The organism is Pseudomonas sp. BO3-4 (assembly GCF_034044115.1).
GTDB classification, from domain to species: Bacteria; Pseudomonadota; Gammaproteobacteria; order Pseudomonadales; family Pseudomonadaceae; genus Aquipseudomonas; species Aquipseudomonas alloputida.
In genome coordinates this window covers 3,631,664-3,648,857 of the sequence record NZ_CP139018.1, presented here as the reverse complement: position 1 = coordinate 3,648,857, position 17,194 = coordinate 3,631,664, and the positions used below count along the sequence as shown (strand labels likewise).

General features: G+C 64.1%; 11 protein-coding genes. 6 read left to right on the top strand and 5 right to left on the bottom strand.

Going from position 1 to position 17,194, the window contains the following annotated elements; genetic code table 11:
- Nucleotides 1–561: 561 nt before the first annotated feature.
- Both REH59_RS16995 and REH59_RS16990 read right to left on the bottom strand, forming a co-directional pair.
- Nucleotides 562–2,562 (bottom strand): peptidase U32 family protein, encoded by a 2,001-nt coding sequence (locus REH59_RS16995; protein WP_003247926.1) that lies wholly within the window; start codon nt 2,560–2,562, stop codon nt 562–564.
- Between the two features lie 213 nt (nt 2,563–2,775).
- Nucleotides 2,776–3,156: a RidA family protein gene (locus tag REH59_RS16990; RefSeq protein WP_014860143.1), complete on the bottom strand. Its 381-nt coding sequence runs from the start codon at nt 3,154–3,156 to the stop codon at nt 2,776–2,778.
- 136 nt (nt 3,157–3,292) lie between these two features.
- On the opposite strand from REH59_RS16990, the gene REH59_RS16985 reads away from it, so the two are divergent.
- Nucleotides 3,293–3,985 carry a tRNA (adenine(22)-N(1))-methyltransferase gene (locus REH59_RS16985; RefSeq protein WP_004577523.1) on the top strand — a complete coding sequence of 231 codons (693 nt, stop codon included), beginning with the start codon at nt 3,293–3,295 and terminating at the stop codon, nt 3,983–3,985.
- Nucleotide 3,986: 1 nt separating this feature from the next.
- On the opposite strand, the gene REH59_RS16980 is transcribed toward REH59_RS16985, so the two are convergent.
- The gene (locus tag REH59_RS16980) at nt 3,987–4,247 is read right to left on the bottom strand and encodes a DUF2790 domain-containing protein (protein WP_003247932.1); all 261 of its coding nucleotides are present in this window, start codon (nt 4,245–4,247) and stop codon (nt 3,987–3,989) included.
- 124 nt (nt 4,248–4,371) lie between these two features.
- Between REH59_RS16980 and REH59_RS16975 the strand changes: the two genes are divergently transcribed.
- Nucleotides 4,372–5,304: a LysR family transcriptional regulator gene (locus tag REH59_RS16975; RefSeq protein WP_003247933.1), complete on the top strand. Its 933-nt coding sequence runs from the start codon at nt 4,372–4,374 to the stop codon at nt 5,302–5,304.
- Nucleotides 5,305–5,405: 101 nt separating this feature from the next.
- On the opposite strand, the gene REH59_RS16970 is transcribed toward REH59_RS16975, so the two are convergent.
- Together REH59_RS16970 and REH59_RS16965 are read right to left on the bottom strand one after the other, a co-directional pair.
- The gene (locus REH59_RS16970; protein WP_014860142.1) at nt 5,406–6,557 is read right to left on the bottom strand and encodes an acyl-CoA dehydrogenase family protein; all 1,152 of its coding nucleotides are present in this window, start codon (nt 6,555–6,557) and stop codon (nt 5,406–5,408) included.
- 16 nt (nt 6,558–6,573) lie between these two features.
- Nucleotides 6,574–7,647: an enoyl-CoA hydratase/isomerase family protein gene (locus REH59_RS16965; RefSeq protein WP_012052142.1), complete on the bottom strand. Its 1,074-nt coding sequence runs from the start codon at nt 7,645–7,647 to the stop codon at nt 6,574–6,576.
- A 328-nt stretch (nt 7,648–7,975) separates the two neighbouring features.
- On the opposite strand from REH59_RS16965, the gene mnxG reads away from it, so the two are divergent.
- From mnxG to REH59_RS16945, 4 genes are read left to right on the top strand one after another with little or no spacing between them, the layout of a single operon-like run.
- A complete protein-coding gene (mnxG, locus tag REH59_RS16960) occupies nt 7,976–13,813 on the top strand; it encodes a manganese-oxidizing multicopper oxidase MnxG (RefSeq protein WP_265536662.1) in 5,838 nt (1,945 codons plus the stop codon).
- 18 nt (nt 13,814–13,831) lie between these two features.
- Entirely contained in the window at nt 13,832–15,808 is a 1,977-nt protein-coding gene (locus tag REH59_RS16955) for a cytochrome D1 domain-containing protein (RefSeq protein ID WP_003247941.1), read from the top strand.
- Complete coding sequence (locus REH59_RS16950; RefSeq protein ID WP_004577519.1) at nt 15,805–16,461, top strand: SCO family protein; 657 nt, start codon at nt 15,805–15,807, stop codon at nt 16,459–16,461. Before REH59_RS16955 ends, REH59_RS16950 begins: the two co-directional genes overlap by 4 nt.
- Nucleotides 16,458–17,123, top strand: coding sequence for an SCO family protein (locus REH59_RS16945; RefSeq protein WP_012052145.1), 666 nt, complete (start codon nt 16,458–16,460; stop codon nt 17,121–17,123). The genes REH59_RS16950 and REH59_RS16945 overlap by 4 nt, the downstream gene beginning before the upstream one ends.
- The last annotated feature ends 71 nt before the right edge of the window (nt 17,124–17,194 follow it).

Below are 17,194 nucleotides of genomic sequence, written 5' to 3'. Positions count from 1 at the left end.
TAAACCCGCTCCTACAGGGGAACCACAAGCCTGTGTAGGAGCGGGTTTACCCGCGAAAGGGCCGGGCCTGCTGGCCAATTTCCACCCGCCGTTCACCGTTGTCGCGGCTATCGTATTCGCGGGTAAACCCGCTCCTACCGGGAAACCACAAGCCTGCGTAGGCGCGGGTTTACCCGCGAAAGGGCCGGGCCTGCTGGCCAATGTCCACCGGCCGTTCACTGTTGTCGCCGCTACCGTATTCGCGGGTAAACCCGCTCCTACAGGGGAACCACAAGCCTGTGTAGGAGCGGGTTTACCCGCGAAAGGGCCGGGCCTGCTGGCCAATTTCCACCTGCCGTTCACCGTTGTCGCGGCTACCGTATTCGCGGCTAAAGCCGCTCCTACCGGGGAACCACAAGCCTGCGTAGGAGCGGGTTTACCCGCGAAAGGGCCGGGCCTGCTGGCCAATTTCCACCTGCCGTTCACCGTTGTCGCGGCTACCGTATTCGCGGCTAAAGCCGCTCCTACAGGGAACCACCAAAACCACAAGCCCGTGTAGCGAAGAGGCCCTGCCCGGCGAACTCAGTGCGGTCCGCGCGGGATGGTCTTGAGCAAGTCTTCGGGGCTGATATGCCCCACCACCTGGGCCACCGCGCTGCCCGGGGTCGGCAGGTCGATGATGTGGCTCTTCATCTTGCCGATCACATGCATCTCGCACGGCTTGCAGTCGAACTTCAGGGTCAGCACTTCGTCACCCTGAATCAGCTGCATCGGTGCCACCTTGGTACGCACGCCGGTCACGCCCTTGGCCTGCTTGGGGCACAGGTTGAAGGAGAAGCGCAGGCAGTGCTTGGTGATCATCACCGGCACTTCGCCGTGTTCTTCATGCGCTTCATAGGCCGCATCGATCAGTTGCACACCGTGGCGGTGGTAGAAGTCGCGGGCCTTCTGGTTGTATACGTTGGCCAGGAACGACAGGTGCGACTCGGGGTACACCGGCGGTGGCGTGGTCTCGGCCTTGCGCCCGCCACGCGGATGCGCCTGCACGCGTGCTGCAGTCAGTGCCTCGATGGCTTCGCGGCGCAGGGCCTTGAGCTGCGAGTTGGGAATGAAGTACGCCTGCGGGGCATCCAGTTCGATGCGGTCGGCGTGGTACAGGGTGGTGCCCAACTGGCCGAGCAGGTCGTGCAACTGCTCCAGTGCCTGCTGCGGCTTGTTGGCTACGCCGAATGGGCCGTCCAGGGCCACCTGCACGCTCACGCCTTCTTCACTGCTGAGGGTAAGCATCAGGCGCTGCTCGCGCAGGACAGCGTGCCACTCCACGCCGACCCGGCGTTCGGAGGAGGTGCGTTGCAGGGCCTGTTGCCAATTGTGGTCGAGGTTGCGCGACAGCGGGTGGTTGGGCCGCAGCTTGTGCAGGCCTTCGGGCATTTCGTTGGGCTCGACGCGATAGCGGTAGCGCTTCTGGCCGTCTTCTTCGAATTCGCCACGCGGTTCGGCGATGTTGGCGCGGAAGCCCACCACTTCGCGCTTGACCAGCACATTGAGGCCGTCGCCGTTGGTCAGCGGTACGTCGGTGACCACTTGCATGTCACGCTTGCCGACCTTTTCGACTACGCCCACCGGCAGGCCGGTGAAGGTTGGCGAGTCGAAGGCGCCGATATCGACCTTGCGGTCGGTCACGAAGTAGTCGGTGCTGCCGCGGTGGAAGGTTTTATCCGGGTCGGGCAGGAAGAAGTGTTCGGTACGGCCGCTGGACGCGCGGGCGTACTGAGGGCGGTCTTCAAGGATGGCATCGAGCTCTTTGCGGTAATGGGCGGTGATGTTCTTCACATAGCCCATGTCCTTGTAGCGGCCCTCGATCTTGAACGAGCGCACGCCGGCATCGACCAGGTCAGCCAGGTTGGCGGTCTGGTTGTTGTCCTTCATCGACAGCAGGTGTTTCTCGAACGCAACCACGCGGCCCTGGTCATCTTTCAGCGTGTAGGGCAGGCGGCAGGCTTGCGAGCAATCACCACGGTTGGCGCTGCGGCCGGTCTGCGCATGGGAAATGTTGCATTGGCCAGAGAACGCCACGCACAGCGCGCCGTGGATGAAGAACTCGATGGCGGCATCGGTTTCGGCGGCGATGGCGCGGATTTGCTGCAGGTTCAGCTCCCGCGCCAGTACCAGTTGCGAGAAGCCAGCCTGGTCGAGGAACTTGGCCCGTTCCAGGGTGCGGATGTCGGTCTGGGTGCTGGCATGCAGCTCGATCGGCGGGATGTCCAGCTCCATCACCCCAAGGTCCTGCACGATCAGCGCGTCAACGCCGGCATCGTACAGCTGGTGAATCAGCTTGCGCGCCGGTTCCAGCTCGTTGTCGTGCAGGATGGTGTTGATGGTGGTGAACACGCGTGCATGGTAGCGATGGGCGAACTCGACCAGCTCGGCGATATCGCTGACTTCGTTGCAGGCGTTATGGCGCGCGCCGAAGCTCGGGCCGCCGATATAGATGGCGTCAGCGCCGTGCAGGATCGCTTCACGGGCGATGGCCACGTCACGGGCAGGGCTGAGCAGTTCCAGGTGATTCTTTGGAAGGGACATGTCGTTATATTTTCGGGCTGTCACGGTTTAGGCGGGCATTGTAGCGGTGAAACGGGCTGGCGGCATCATTGGGGTGCCGAGAGGTGCGGGATTGGCTGCGGGTACGCGCAACTGTGGGAGCGGCCTTGCGTCGCGAAAGGGCCGCAGAGCGGCCCCGGCGATGTTGCGGTCAGTCAACGATGCTGGGGGCGCTACGCACCCAACAAGCGCAGCTCAGCGCTTGGCAGCCATCGCCGTCACTTCCACACGCATGCCTTCAAAGGCCAGTGAAGCCACACCCACCGCCGCACGCACCGGCCAGGGCTTGCTGAAGAAGCGCTGGTACACCTCGTTGAACGCCGCGCGGTCGGCCATGTCGGTCAGGTAGATGGTCAGGTGCAGCACGCGGTCCATACCGCTGCCGGCCTTCTCCAGGGCCACTTTCAGCGCCTGCAGGGTGCATTCGCTCTGCTCGACGATGCCGCCCAGTTCCAGGCTGCCGTCGGCGTGGGTCGGGATTTGCGTGGTGACCAGCACGCCGTTGTACTCGGCAACGTCCGAGGAAATCGACTCGGCGTCCGGGTCCGGGGTGTAGAGGATGTCTGCATGTGCCATGGTGTGTCTGCCTTGCAACGGAAGGAAAACGGCAAGCCTACGCGAGCACACCAGCCCGGTCGAGGGTGCCTCGGCGTTTGAAATGCGCGGCGTTCGCCGTCAGAATCGCGGGCGATTGCAAAACCAGAGGTTTACGTTGAACGAACAGACTTTGTCCAGGCGCCTGGAGCGCGTGGCCGCCCATGTGCCGCAGGGGGCGCGCCTGGCCGACATTGGCTCGGACCACGGCTACCTGCCGGTGGCCTTGATGCTGCGTGGCGTGCTCGAGGCCGCGGTAGCGGGTGAAGTGGCACAGACGCCGTTCGCCTCGGCCCAGCGCAATGTGCGCAGAAACGGCCTGCAAGCGCAGGTAACCGTACGCCTGGCCGATGGGCTGGCAGCGGTCGAACCGCAAGACCGTATCTCGGTGGTGAGCATCTGCGGGATGGGCGGCGACACCATGTGCGAGATACTCGAAGCCGGCAAGCAGCGCCTTGGCGGCGTCACGCGCCTGGTATTGCAGCCCAATGGCGGTGAGCGCGAACTGCGCCAGTGGCTGGCGGGCAATGGTTACCAGATCGTCAGCGAAGAGCTGCTACGGGAAAACCGCTTCGATTACGAGATCATCGTCGCCGAGCCGGGCAGGGGGGTGTATAGCGCTGAACAGCTGTACTTCGGCCCCGTGTTGATGCAGGAGAAAAGCGAGGCGTTTGTGGTCAAGTGGCGGCGCATGCTGCGGCAGAAGCAGCAGACCCTGGCCAATTTCCAGCGGGCCCGCGATGCGGTGCCTCAGGCGAAGATCGACGATTTCAATCAGCAGGTGGGCTGGATCACCCAGGTGCTGGCCTGACTCACTGCTGCGAGCAGTTGCCCATTTCCCGGTAGTCGATTTCGCGCTTCTGGCCCTGATGGTCGACGTACACCATGTGTGCGGTGCCTACCTGGCAGTCGGCTGCGTTGCTGGCCGGTGTGATGGAGATGACCTTGGCCACGTCCAGCGGCATGCCGTATTCATATTGGCTGCTGACTGGCTGGTTGTTGCCGGCATCGGCAAAAGCACCGAACGAGGCGAAGGCAGCGGCAATGGCAAGGACAGCGATCGAGCGTTTCATGACAGGCTCCTTTTTTAATGGATGGCTAATGATCTATTCATTGGTCATCCACAATAAATGGGCTAAACCGTGATAGATTCCTGCCTTTAACGCAAGAATAAGACAAAGAAAGGAGCACACCTTCATGGACATGCTGCATGCCATGCGTACCTTCACCCGTGTGGTGGAATGTGGCAGCTTCGCTGCAGCTGCCAATGCTCTGGATATTTCTGCAGCGCAGGTTTCGCGCATCGTTGCCGAGCTGGAGAACCAGCTGCAGACCCGCCTGCTGCACCGCACCACCCGGCGCTTGCGCATGAGCGAGGCGGGTGAGCGGTTTCTGGAGCGTGCACGGCAGATCATGCTGCTGACCGAAGAAGCCGTGGGCGAAGCGCGAGGGGCGCACCTCACGCCTCGCGGCCATCTGCGTTTGCACTGCCCGCACGGCATGGGGCTGTTGCTGATGCCGCTGGTGGCCGGCTACAACACGCTATACCCGGAAGTGGTGATCGAGCTGACGCTGTCGCAGCGCAACCCCGACCCGCTGGCAGAAGGGCATGACGTGGTGATCACCGTGGACGGTGCGCTGCCGGATTCGCAGCTGATCGCTGTGCCGCTGGGCAACATTTTCAGCATCCCCTGCGCGGCCCCCGGTTACCTGGATACCCACGGTGTACCGGAGCGCCCCGAAGACTTGCACGGCCATCGCTGCCTGCGCATGGCTTACCCGATGTACGAAGGCGACTGGGTGTTCCCGCAAGGGGTTGACCAGTGCGTGATTGCGCCGAATGACAGTTTTTCCACCAACGTTGCCGACGCCATGCTGGTGGCCAGCGAGCTGGGCATGGGCATTGGCCTGCTGCCGTTCTACACCGCCAGCGAGGCGATCGAGCAGGGGCGCTTGCGCCGGTTGTTGGCACCGTATCGGTTGAGGGAGAGTGCGCTGTATGCGATGTATCCGTCACGCCACTACCTGGACGCCAAGGTGCGCACCTGGATCGACTACCTCAAGGAGCAGTTGCCGGCGCTGTTCGAGGGGCATGCCAGGGTGGTGGATGACGCGCGGTATTGGCGCTGAGGCGAGAGGGTCCTGTGGGAGCGGGCGCGCCCGCGAACACCGGCAAAGCCGGTGCCAGCCACAGCGTCGCCCGCGCCCCCAAGAACCGCGTTGCCTTTGCGTTACAGCGGATAGTTTTTCAATTCCCGAGCAATCAGCATGCGCTGGATCTCGCTCGACCCTTCATAGATCTGGGTAATCCGCGCATCCCGGTAGTAGCGCTCCACCGGGTAATCTTCCAGATAGCCGTACCCACCATGCACCTGGATGGCCATCGAGCACACCCGCTCGGCCATTTCCGAAGCGAACAGCTTGGCCTGTGACGCTTCCGACAGGCATGGCTTGCCGGCGCTGCGCAGGCGGGCGGCGTGCAGGATCAGCAAACGTGCGGCGTTCACCTGCACCTGCATGTCGGCCAGCAGGTTGGCAATGCTCTGGTGTTCGTTGATCGGCTTGCCAAACTGTATGCGGTCACGCGAGTAGACCAGCGCCGCTTCGAATGCGGCGCGGGCGATGCCCAAGGCCTGGGCGGCAATACCGATACGGCCGCCTTCGAGGTTGGACAGGGCAATGGCGAGGCCCTTGCCACGATCACCGAGGATATTGGCGGCAGGAATGCGGCAGTTGTCGAAGGTCACTGCGCAGGTATCGGAGGCGCGAATGCCCATCTTGTGCTCACTGCGATCAACCTTGAACCCAGGGTTGTCGGTGGGCACCAGGAACGCCGACAGGCCTTTCTTGCCCAGCTCCGGGTCGGTCACTGCGAAGACGATCGCCAGGCCGGCACGGCGGGCATTGCTGACGAACTGCTTGGCACCGTTGATGACCCACTGGCCATCCACCAGCTCGGCGCGGGTGCGCAGGTTGTGCGCCTCGGAGCCGGCCTGTGGCTCGGTCAGGCAGAAGCAGCCAATTACCTCGCCGCTGGCCAGGCGTGGCAGCCACTGCTGTTGCTGGTCGGCGGTGCCGTAGGCCAGCAGCGGGCCGCAACCTACCGAGTTGTGGATGCTCATCATCGCCCCGGTGGCGCCGCAGCCGGCGGCGATCTCTTCCACGGCCAGGGCATAGGCGACATAGTCGGTGTAGCTGCCGCCGAAGTCCTCGGGCACCACCATGCCCAACAGGCCCAGTTCGCCCATCTTGCGCACCACGCCATCATCGATCCAGCCGGCCTTTTCCCAAGCCTGGGCATGGGGTGCGATTTCGCCACGGGCAAAGTCCCGGGCCATGTCGCGGATCATGATCTGTTCTTCGCTCAGTTCGAGGTCTTGCATCTGTGTACTCCCGGGCTCACAAGCCTTCGAAGAATTGTTCGACCCGCTGGCCTTGCAGCGCGGCCAGGGTCGGCGGGTTCCAGCGGGGCTGCTTGTCCTTGTCGATGATCAGGGCACGCACGCCTTCGATGATGTCGCCGTGCTGGAACCACTGGCGGTCCAGGTGCAGTTCCATGGCAAAGCAGTCGTCAATGCCCAGCTCGCGCCCCCGGCGCAGCATCTCCAGCGTAACCGCCATGGCCAGAGGCGAGCGGGTTTCCAGCTGATCGGCGGTGGCCACCGCCCAGGCGTGGCTGTCGCCGAGGCTCACCGCACGCAGTTGCTCGACGATGGCTGGCAGGTCGGGCAGGGCGAAGAAGTGGTCGATGGCCGGGCGCAGCTTTTCCAGTGGCGCATCATCCAGTGTCTGGGTGCCGAGCCTGGCCAGCAGGTTTTGCAGGTCCTTGAGCGGGTGGTCGCTGAAGTCGAGCTGGTCGAGGCCCCGGTCGAGGGCAGCGAGCTGATCGCTGGCCAGGTACCAGTCGGCCAGGCCGCAATACAAGGCGTCGGCCGCCTGGATCTGGGCACCGCTGACACCCAGGTAGATGCCCAGCTCGCCGGGGATGCGCGAGAGGAAGTAGCTGCCGCCCACGTCCGGGAAGTAGCCGATGCCGACCTCGGGCATGCCCAGCCGGCTGCGCTCGGTGACCACGCGCAGGTCGCAGCCCTGGGCCAGGCCCATGCCGCCCCCGAGGGTGAAGCCGTCCATCACCACCAGTATTGGCTTGCGGTAGCGGTGGATGACCAGGTCGAGGGCGTACTCTTCGACGAAAAAGGTTTCATGCAGCGTGTCGCCGGCCTTGAAGCTGTCGTACAGCGAGCGGATATCGCCACCGGCACAGAACCCCTTGGGGCCTTCGCCGCGCAGGACCACGGCGCGTACCTGCGGGTTGTCGGCCCACTGGTCCAGGTGCTGACGCAGGCTGCGCACCATGTCCAGGGTCAGGGCATTGAGACCGGCTGGGCGGTTCAGGGTCAGGTGGCCGATCTGGTTGCGGACCTCGGCCAATACATGGTCGGTTGCTGCCGGGGTATGAGCGTGTGCAGTCATTGCGTTCTCCCTGCTTTGTTATTGATTTTCCAAGTGAAGTCTGGAGTTCGCTGGAGGATCGCAGGATCCTGGCATGCGAATTTGCCTTGCACAATCGACAATTGTGCAAGGGTACCGTGCGTTTTTACCTTGTGTGAGGTTAGCGCGCGCCTGTGGAGCAGCCTTTGCCCCCACGGGATTTCGTCCCCCGATTCGGGGGAACCTGCTGGGGGATCCTCCCCAATCCGTTGCGGTTGATCGTACAAGTTATTGATTAATATTGGATTTTTCTTCTGGCACACACCTTGCTCCAGCTCCCGGCAGAGATCCTGTGTCCCGGAGGTGCAGCATGTCGACGCCGCTCAAAGGCCCCATCCTGTCATCACTTGTACTGGCCTTGCTTGGCTGGGAAGCAACCAGCGAGGCGGCTGTGCAGTGCCAGCGCACCCTGGTCGCCAACGTGGTGGCACTGGACCAGCCACTGATGTTCAACCGCCTTGGCGCGCAAAACGCCAACGGCATGATGTTTGCCCTTCGTGAGGACGTGGTGGACGACAAGCAGGTCCCCCTCAGCAAGGGCGGGGCCGCGGTACCGGGCAAGGTCACCCTGCGCCCGGACAAGCGCCCGCGGCCTATCGTGCTGCGCGTGGCGGCCGGTGACTGCCTGACGGTCAACCTGACCAACCTGCTGGATTACAAGGCGAACCCCAACAAGCACGGTATCGAGGCTGAAGAGCCCGAGGGTGAGGCAGAGGGGCCGGAGGTTGAAAACGAAGGCGGCGAAGGCTTTGTCGCCGACGAACAGGTGGCCGAGCGCATGGTCGGCTTCCAGGTCAACGGGATGCAGGCGGTGAACAGCATTGCCGATATTTCCGCCTATACCGGGCGTAACGGCAACTTCTTCGTCAGCCCCGGCAGCACCCGCAGCTACACCCTGTATGCCGAGCGCGAAGGCGCCTTCGCTGCCACCAGCAAAGCCGCTACGTTCGGCGGCGAGGGCACGGCGGGCAACGTCTCCAACGGCCTGTTCGGCCAGGTGGTGGTCGTGCCTAAACTGGGCCGTACCTACCGCAACACCCTCACTGAAGAAGAAATGCGCCTGGCCACCACGGGGCGAACCGCCACCGGCCAGCCCGTGATCGACTACGAAGCCCGTTATCCGCAGCTCGAACCGTGGATCGCCGAAGGCAAGGCCGGCAAACCGATCATTGCCATGGTCAACGGCAACGAGATCATCAGCAGCGAAACCGATGCCATCGTCATGGGGCCCAACCCTGACGGTAGCTTCCCCAGTTCCACTTACCCGCTGGAAAGCGTGGGCAAACGCAACCCGGCGCTGCCCAACCGACTGGAAGCATTCCGTGATTTCGCCTCGCAGTTCGCCGACGAGGTTGCCGGTACCCAGGCCTTCCCTGGCTACTGGGCCGACCCGGTGATGGGCCACGTGCTGGAGCCGGCGCGCGATTCGTTCATGATCAATTACGGCTCTGGTGGCATGGGTGCCGAAGTGGTGGCCAACCGCTTGGGGGTGGGCCCGATGCACGACTGCCTGTCGTGTGCCTATGAGGAGTTCTTCCTCAGCGCCCACACGGTCGGCGATATAGGCACCCTGGTGGATGTACCGGCCAACGTCGGCCTGGAACACATCCGCCCGGGCGAGGTGCCACCGGCCAGCGCCGTCGGGGTCAAGGCCAGCATGGCCCTCTACCCCTCAGAGCCTGCCAACGTGCACCACAGCTATATCGGTGACTTCACCAAGTTCCGCAACACCCACAACGGGCACGAGCAGCACATCTTCCACTTGCACGGCCATCAGTGGTTGTTCAACCCCAATGACGACAACTCCGACTACATCGATGCCCAAGGCATCGGCGCCGGCGTCGGCTACACCTACGAAATCGCCAACGGTGGTTCGGGCAACCGCAACCGCGTTGCCGGCGATGCCATTTACCACTGTCACTTCTACCCGCACTTCGCCCAGGGCATGTGGGCCATGTGGCGGGTGCATGACGTGTTCGAGGAAGGCACGCGGCTGGAGGTGAGCGGGCAGGGCGAGAATGGCTTCCACAGTACCCCGTTCGCCCTGCGTAGCGGTAAGCCGGCCGCTGGCGCCCGGGCCCTGCCCGATGGCGAGATCGTTGCCGGTACGCCGATTCCGGCCATCGTGCCGTTGCCTGGCAAGGCCATGGCGCCCATGCCCGGCAAAGTCGTCGTCGTGCCCAAGCTCTCCGAAGCGTTGGTTGCTGCCAACGATGATGACCACGAAGACGATGACGAAGCTGCCAGCGAGGCGCCCGTGCGCAAGGCCGTGGGCTCGCTGGCGCTGGTCGATCGCACCGAGGCCAACCGCAATGCCGACGGCACGCTGAAAAACCCAGGCTACCCGTTCTGGATCGGCGGCATGGAAAGCAGCGTGGGCAACCGCCCGCCAACCCCGCCCCTGGACATGCTCGACCCGGCCCTGGCCCGGCAACTGAAAGACAGTGGTAAAGCCCTGTGGGCCAACCTGGATGCGAACCAGGTCGATGGCTGGGACGGCGGCCTTGGCCGCCATGCACTGGACGGTGTGTCCGCCGGTGGCGTGGCGGAGACCACCACCACCAAACTGGACTTCACCAAGGTCGTGCACAAGGCCAAGCCCATCTACCTGCCGGAAGAGGGCACCGATGTCGAGCAGGCCGCCATGCAGTTCCACGCCATGGCTGAACACCCCAGCTATGCATTGATCCCCGGCAGCCAGCCAGTGGCCAGTGCGTTCCGCACCAACGGCGCGTTGCCGACTGCGGGTGCGCCGTTCTACGAGCCGTGCATGGATGACCGTGGAAAACGCCTGACCCAGTCTTCCGGGGTAGGGGAGTTCAACAGTGGAGAGAGCCTGACGGGCGTGAACTTCCGTGGCGCCTCGGCCTTCACTGCCGACCGCCCACGCATCTACAAAGGGGCCAACATCCAGTTCGACGCGGTGTACAACAAAGTGGGCTACCACTTCCCGCAGGCACGCATCATTGCCCTGTGGGAAGACGCCTGGCCGGTCATTACCAAGCAGCGCCCGCCAGAGCCGCTGGTGATGCGCATGAACACCTTCGACTGCGCGATGTACCAGCACACCAACCTGATCCCGAACATCTATGAGATGGACGATTACCAGGTGCGCACCCCGACCGACGTGATCGGCCAGCACATCCACCTGCCCAAGTGGGACCTGACCGCTGCCGACGGCTCGGCCAACGGCTGGAACTACGAAGACGGCATACTTTCGCCCGGTAGCGTGGTCGAGCGCGTGCATGCCATTCGTACTTACAACGGTTGCACTGATGGGGATAGCCGCGATGGCACCGCTGCCTGCCCGAAAGCCAGACAGCACCCGTACTTCGGCCGCTTTGGTCGCGCCGACTGGCTGGGCGCGCGTACAGCCATGCAGCGCTGGTTCGCTGACCCGCTGGTGAACGTGCATAACGTCGACCGTGGCCTGGGTACCATCTTCACCCATGACCACCTTGGCCCATCGACCCACCAGCAACTGGGCCTGTATGCCACCGTGCTGGCCGAACCGGCCGGCTCCACCTGGTACCACGCCGAAACCGGCGAGCAACTGTACAACCCGGCCACGCGCCAGGACGGCGGCCCGACCTCGTGGCAGGCGGTGATCAAGACCGGCGACCACGATGGCGACGGCAAGAACGACAGCTACCGCGAGTTCTTCCTGGAGTACAGTGACTTCCAGCATGCCTATGAAGCCGGGGTGTACGTAGGCGCAGGGCCGGACGGCATTCCCAATGCCCAGTCGTACCCGGCCACTGCCGACAGCTTCCGCTACGCCATCAACCCGCCCGTGCGCGGCAAGGCGTCGAACCTGCTCGAAGCCATCGTCGAGAAACGCGGCGGTCTCAACCCGGGCTGCCCAAGCCGGCCATGCCCGCAGGCGATCTCGGTTGATGACCCGGGGATGTTCGTCGTCAACTACCGCAACGAGCCGCTGGCCCTGCGCGTGTATGACCCGAACAAGGTCGGCCCGGACGGCAAGCGTGGCATGCAGGCCGACGGCCTGGCCGGCGACCTCAGCTATGCCCTGCAAACCCGTACCGACCGCGCCATCCCGGCGATGAACCTGTCGCCATCGGCGATTACCTCGGCAGTCGGCCCTACCGGCGGCACTACGCTGTTCCCGCCGCATATCAACACGGCTGGCGCCGAGCCGGGCGACCCGTTCACCCCGTTGCTGCGCACCTATTCCGGCGACAACGTGCGCCTGCGCATGCACGCCGGTGGCCATGAAGAGGAGCACAACGTCACCCTGCACGGCGTGAAATGGCTGCAGAACGGTTCTGGCTTCGGCAACAGCTCCAACTCGGGCTGGAAGTCGTCGCAAATGATCGGCATCTCCGAGCAGTTGGGCTTCATGGCGCCGGTGTCGATGATCTCCAGTTCGGCAGCCACCAACGGCGACTACCTGTACTCGCTGGACGCGGCCTTGGAGGGCTATTGGAACGGTATCTGGGGCATCATGCGCAACTACACCGCGCAGCGTGCCGACCTGTTCCCGCTGCCCAACAACCCGCAGCCGGTGGCCATGCGCAACACCGTGAACTTCAACGGCATCTGCCCGAAAACCACGGCCAACCCGAACGGCATCGGTACCCGCACCACGGTCAAGCGCAGCTACGAGATCGTCGCAGCGCTGGCCAACGACATCCTCGAAAACCGTAACGGCGTCAGCATCAATGACCCGGCGGGCGTCGGCCAGCATGTCGGTGGCGCGCTCAAGGCCAACGGCGGCACCCTGGTGTTCAACAGCCGTAGAACCGCCATCCCGCTGGTGAGCGGGGTAGACCCCGAAGATGGGGAGCCTTTCACCATCGGTGGCCACAGTGCGCCGCTGCATGACCCGACCGCGATCCTGTACGTGCGCAAGGCTGACCTCGATGCCACCACCGGCAAGCTCAAGGCGGGTGTCCCGGTAGAGCCGCTGGTACTGCGCGCCAATGCCGGCGACTGCATCAGCATCACCCTGGAGAACCGCTTGCCACTGGTGATGCCAGACCTGCCGAGCACTGCAGTGATGCACAACGTGGTCAAGCGTGACCGCTTCGACAGCGAAGGCTCCACCGCCTTTGCCAACAACCTGATGCGGCCGTCCAGCCACGTGGGCCTGCATGCGCAACTGCTGGCCTACGACATCACCAAGTCAGACGGTGCCAACGTTGGCCTGAACCCGGTGCAGACCGTGCCACCACGTGCCGGCACCAGCGGCGCTTACCCGACCAAGGAGTACCAGTACTACGCCGGCCACCTGGAGCGTGAAGGCAAACCGGTGTCGCAGCTGGGCCGCACAGTGGACAACATAAACACCACGCCTATCGAGTTCGGCGGCCTCAACCTGACCCCGTCAGACTTCATCAAGCAGCCGCAAAAAGGCCTGGTGGGCGCCATGAGCATCCTGCCGCAAACCGCCACCTGGACCGAGGATACTGCTACCCGTACCCAGGCCACGGTGAAGGTCAGCGGCCAGCCGGACTACCGCGACTTCGTCACGGTGTGGCAGCGTGCGCTGAACATGCGCTGGGCCGATGGCCGTCCGGTAGAAGGCATCAATACCGAAGGCAACGGTGCTGCCGGTGACCCGCAAGACAACGGCAACATGGCGGTCAACTACAAGACCGAACCGTTGTGGCTGCGCTTCGGCATGGCGCCCGACTCGCCATTCGGCCGCGCCGATGGCCTGGGCTTTGGTGATGTACCCAACGCCCACATGGCCTACGCCAACGCCCTGGTCGGTGGCGACCCGCAAACCCCGGTGCTGTACGCCAAGCCTGGCCAACCGGTACGCAACCATATCGTGATGCCCAGTGGTGGCAGCCGCGGCATGGTCTACCAGCTGGACGGGCACGTATGGCCACTGCACAACTACCAGGCCGAGAAGAGCGATGCGGACGGTTACCCAATTGGCCTGCCTGGTATCGGTTCGGTGCGCTTTGGCTACAACCCGATGGCCATGTACATCGGCGCGCAGGAAAGCGTACTGCCAGCGGCGCACTTCAGCTTCATGTTGCCGAGTGCTGGCGGTGCCAACGCGGTGGCGGGTGACTACCTGTTCCGCGACTACGCCGCCTACGGCAACCTCTCGGGGCTGTGGGGGATCTTGCGGGTGACCAATGAAGCGCCGCCGGCAACGGCCCCGGCGCAGTGACGGAAGGGGAACGCGAGCATGAACAAAAAGACTCGCCCTGCTTACTTGGGGGTAGTGCTGGGGGTAGCGCTGATCGGCCTGGGCGTGGCGTACGAAAAGCTATGGTGCGACCCGCGCGAGCTGTTGCAGGAACGGGGCGGCTCGCAGGCCTTGCACCGGCTCAGCCGGGACGGCGTGAACGTGGAGTTCGAGGCCCGGCCATTGGCCGGCGGCGAACTGAAGGAGGGCGGCTTCGCCAACATCCGCTTCAAGCTCAGCGACCAGACCAGTGGCCAACCGCTGTCGGGCATGGCCCCGGGGGCGTGGATCGACCCGGCGCAGTCGGCCCCGGCCGGGGACCGCGAGCAGAGCTGCAAGGCGCGGGTCGCGCTGTTTCTCAAGAGCAGCATCGGGGCCCGGCCGCTGCTCGACCTGAACAGCTACTTCTTGCTGATGTTGAACAATGACGCCAGCCTGACAGTGATCGACCCGACGGTGTCGGTGGGGGGCGTGACCAGCACCATGGCCCGCATCGAGCTGCCAGGGCGGCCCATGGACTGGGCGGCCACCAGCGACGACAAGCAGGTTTTCGTGTCGATACCCGAGCGGGGCAAGGTCTCGGTGATCGATACCGAAACCTTCACCCGCGTGGCCGACCTGGACGCCGGCGACCAGCCGCTGCGCGTGGCCCTGCAGCCGGACCAGCATCGGCTGTGGGTTGGCAACAACAGCAGCGACCCGGGCAAAGGCGGGGTAACAGTGATCGACGTGCCGGGGCGCAGCGCCATGAAGCACTTCAACACCGGTACCGGGCACCACGAAATCGCCTTCAGCGCCGACTCGCGCTATGCCTATGTCAGCAATCGCGACAGCGGCACCCTGAGCGTCATCGACATCCCGGAAATGCGCCTGGCCAAGACCATCAAGGTAGGCCCGCACCCGCTGTCGGTCAGCTATTCGGCGCTGTCCCAAGCCGTCTACGTGGTCGATGGCGAGGAGGGCAGCGTACGGGTGTTCGATGCCCGCAGCCATCAGTTGCGCCACACGGTCCAGGCCGAACAGGGCCTGGGGCCGATGCGTTTCAGCCATGATGGCCGCTACGGCATCGTGCTCAATACCCTTGAGAACCAGGCCCTGGTCATCGACGCCAGTACCGACAAGCTGATCCACCGCATTCCGGTGGCGGCCGAACCGTACCAGCTGACGTTCACCAAAGGCTATGCCTATGTGCGTGGCCTGGCCTCGCCGAAAGTGAGCATGATCAATCTGGCCAGCCTTGGCGAGGGGCGTGCGCCCATCGTGCAAGGCTTCGAGGCTGGCCCCGCAGCGCCGCGCCAGGCTGGCGACCTGCCACTGGCCCAGGGGCTGTCGGTATCGCGTGATGACAATTCGGTGTTCGTGGTCAACCCGGTGGACAACACCACCTACTTCTATGCCGAAGGCATGAATGCACCGATGTCCGGCTACAACAACCGCGGCCACCAGGCCCGCGCCGCCATCGTCGTTGACCGCAGCCTGCGCGAAGTGGCCCCCGGGGTGTATGGCTCGACGGTGAAGCTGCCCGCCGCCGGCAAGTTCGACGTTGCCTTCCTGCTCAACCAGCCGCAAATCATTCATTGCTTCAGCACCGAGGTGGCCGCAGGGAGCGATGCCAGCAAACGCAAAGGCGCGCGTGCCGAGTTCATCGGCCTCGACCAGCCGCTGCCGCAGCACAGCGACTTCACCGCGCGGGTGCGTATTGTCGGTGACGACGGGCAGCCACGCCTGGGCCTGAACGACCTGAGCCTGCGCTACTTCCTGGCGCCATCGTCGATGCCGCGCAACCTGCAGCTGCAAGAGGTGGGCGAGGGGGTCTACCAGGCAGCGCTGAACTTGCCTGAGGCCGGCGCCTGGTACCTGCATGTGCAGTCGCCCTCGTTGGGGCGCAAGTTTGCCGAAGAAAACTACACCAGCCTGCGCGTTCTGCCGGCTGCTGCAACCAACGCCTCCCAGACTGACGTGAGGAATGTGCGATGAACGCCAAGCCTGCTTGCACACTGTTGGCCCTGAGCCTGGCATTCGCCAGCCACCTGGCCATGGCCCACGCCGGTCACGCGCATGACGGCCATGCCGGGCAGCCCCCGGCGGCGCATCAGGAAAAGGCCAGTGTGCGTTTTGCCGATGTGTCGCTGCTGAACCAGGAAGGCATGCCGGTACGTCTGGAGAAAGACCTGGTGGGTGACCATCTGGTGGTCATGGGCTTCATTTACACCAGCTGCACCACGGTATGCCCGGTGGTGTCGTCAATCATGGGCAAGGTCCAGCAGCAGCTGGGCGGCCGGGTAGGCGAGGAGGTTCGCCTGGTGTCGATCAGTGTCGACCCTCAGCGTGACGACGCCAAGCGCCTGCAAAACTATGCCAAGGCATTCCAGAAAGGGCCGGGCTGGAGCTGGCTGACCGGTACCCCGTACGCCATCACCGAAACCCTGAAGGGGCTGGGCAGCTTCAACGCCGACCTCAGCCAGCACCCGCCGCTGATACTGGTGGGTGACGGGCGTAGCGGGCACTGGACGCGTTACTACGGCTTCACCGACCCGGGCGTATTGATCGAAGAAATCAACCGCCTCAGTGCGCGCCGGGTACATGCCAAGAGCACCGCCATTGCCGACCATCACGAGGTGCAACCATGAGCACTGCAACCTCCCACCGCGCTGGCATGCGCGCATTCGACTGGCTGGTACTGGGTGGCTGCCTGTGGATCCTCACGTCGGTGGCGTTCGCCCACGAAGGCCATGCGCCGCAACCCCCCGAGCCGCAGCCAGCACCGCAGGCGATGGCCAGTGGTGGCGGTACACGCGACGCCAAGACCTGGTTCACCGACACCGTGCTGAAGGACCAGAATGGCCGCGAGCTGCGCTTTTACAGTGACGTGCTCAAGGACAAGGTGGTGATGCTCAACGTGATCTTCACCCATTGCACCGATGCCTGCCCGTTGATCACCCGCAAGCTGCGCGAGGTGCGCGAGGCCATGGGGCCAGCCCTGGCCGCCCAGGTGACCTTCGTGTCGATCAGCAGTGACCCGCTGAACGACACCCCCGAGGCGCTGAAGGCGTTCGCCGCCAAGCAAGGGGTGGATGGGCCGAACTGGTTGTTCCTGACCGGTGACAAGGCCAATGTCGACCTGGTGCTTGGCCGTATAGGGCAGTTCCTGCCGAGTCCCGAGCAGCACTCGACGCAGCTGATTGCCGGTGATGTTGCAGGTAAACGCTGGAGCAAGATTCGCCCGGATGCACCGCCAGCGGCGATTGCCCAGCGCATGCAGCTGTTGACCCAGCCGCTGGCAGGTCGGTAAGTATCATGGGCCGCCTGGGAAACTGGCCTCTGTGGCATCACCTGTTGTGGGAGCGGCCTTGCGTCGCGAAA

Excerpts from the sequence above, each read along its gene's own strand:
- REH59_RS16995 (WP_003247926.1), bottom strand. The coding sequence starts at position 2,562 with ATGTCCCTTCCAAAGAATCACCTGGAACTGCTCAGCCCTGCCCGTGAC.
- REH59_RS16990 (WP_014860143.1), bottom strand. The coding sequence starts at position 3,156 with ATGGCACATGCAGACATCCTCTACACCCCGGACCCGGACGCCGAGTCG.
- REH59_RS16980 (WP_003247932.1), bottom strand. The coding sequence starts at position 4,247 with ATGAAACGCTCGATCGCTGTCCTTGCCATTGCCGCTGCCTTCGCCTCG.
- REH59_RS16975 (WP_003247933.1), top strand. The coding sequence starts at position 4,372 with ATGGACATGCTGCATGCCATGCGTACCTTCACCCGTGTGGTGGAATGT.
- REH59_RS16970 (WP_014860142.1), bottom strand. The coding sequence starts at position 6,557 with ATGCAAGACCTCGAACTGAGCGAAGAACAGATCATGATCCGCGACATG.
- REH59_RS16965 (WP_012052142.1), bottom strand. The coding sequence starts at position 7,647 with ATGACTGCACACGCTCATACCCCGGCAGCAACCGACCATGTATTGGCC.
- mnxG (WP_265536662.1), top strand. The coding sequence starts at position 7,976 with ATGTCGACGCCGCTCAAAGGCCCCATCCTGTCATCACTTGTACTGGCC.
- REH59_RS16955 (WP_003247941.1), top strand. The coding sequence starts at position 13,832 with ATGAACAAAAAGACTCGCCCTGCTTACTTGGGGGTAGTGCTGGGGGTA.
- REH59_RS16950 (WP_004577519.1), top strand. The coding sequence starts at position 15,805 with ATGAACGCCAAGCCTGCTTGCACACTGTTGGCCCTGAGCCTGGCATTC.
- REH59_RS16945 (WP_012052145.1), top strand. The coding sequence starts at position 16,458 with ATGAGCACTGCAACCTCCCACCGCGCTGGCATGCGCGCATTCGACTGG.